Source organism: Hymenobacter lapidarius (genome assembly GCF_001816145.1).
GTDB lineage: Bacteria > Bacteroidota > Bacteroidia > Cytophagales > Hymenobacteraceae > Hymenobacter > Hymenobacter lapidarius.
Genome location: NZ_MDZB01000034.1, coordinates 1 through 915, shown reverse-complemented (window position 1 = coordinate 915; position 915 = coordinate 1). Strand labels below are relative to the sequence as shown.

At 58.8% G+C, this 915-nt stretch carries 1 protein-coding gene; it reads left to right on the top strand.

From position 1 onward, the window contains the following. The first annotated feature begins 76 nt into the window (after positions 1 to 76). Positions 77 to 907 (top strand): IS5 family transposase, encoded by an 831-nt coding sequence (locus tag BEN47_RS01675; protein ID WP_070724473.1) that lies wholly within the window; start codon positions 77 to 79, stop codon positions 905 to 907. The last annotated feature ends 8 nt before the right edge of the window (positions 908 to 915 follow it).

The window sequence follows — 915 nt, the reverse complement described above, 5'->3', positions numbered from 1 at the left end:
GAAGCTGTTTAGAAAGTAAAAGGACTCCCAAAAAAGCGCGAAATTTGAGTTACGACACTCCTTTTTTCGCATTTTAATGGAAGTCCTGTCCAAAGATATGATTGGCCAATGGATTCTGCCCTCGCTCCCCTTTTCCGCGCACGGCCGCCCGTCAGTCGTGGACCCGGTGGAGCTGGTGGAAGTGATTCTCTATAAACTCAAAAGCGGCTGCCAGTGGCGCTTACTACCCGTTAACCAGTTCTTTACCGGGGCGTCGCTGACCTGGCAGGGCGTGTACGCCCGCTTCAACGCTTGGCGCAAGGATGGGTCGTGGCAAGCCGTCTGGGCCAACTTGCTAGGCGAAAACAAGGCCCACCTCGACTGCTCCAGCGTCCAACTCGACGGCAGCCATACGCCGGCGAAAAACGGCGGGGAAGCCGTCGGCTACCAAGGCCGCAAAAAAGCTCGCACCACGACGGCGCTTTTCCTGACCGACAACCGGGGCCAGCCCCTGACCTGCGCCAGCCCGCAAGCGGGCAATTTCCACGACAGCCACGGGTTGACCGCCTTGTTTGGCGAAATCTGCGTTTTCCTCGAAGCGGCGGGGATTCCCATCGCCGGCCTGTTCCTAAACGCGGATAAAGCCTTTGACAGCCAAGAGTTTCGGCAGGAATGCGCCCGGCGTGACATCGAAGCCAACATCCCCCGCAACCGCCGCGCCGCCGACTGGCAGACCGACGACGATACTCTTTTCGACCCCGAGCTCTACCGCCGCCGCGTCGTGGTCGAACACGCCAACGCCTGGCTCGACGGCTTCAAAACCTTGCTCGTACGCTACGAAACCAGCGTCGGCAACTGGCTGGCCTGGCACTGGCTGGCCTTTGTCGTCCTCTTTTTGCGAAAAATCAACCCAAAACCGACTTTCTAAACAGCTTC

What these genes read in the sequence shown, in the direction of transcription:
- BEN47_RS01675 (WP_070724473.1), top strand. Translation starts at nt 77, where the DNA reads ATGGAAGTCCTGTCCAAAGATATGATTGGCCAATGGATTCTGCCCTCG.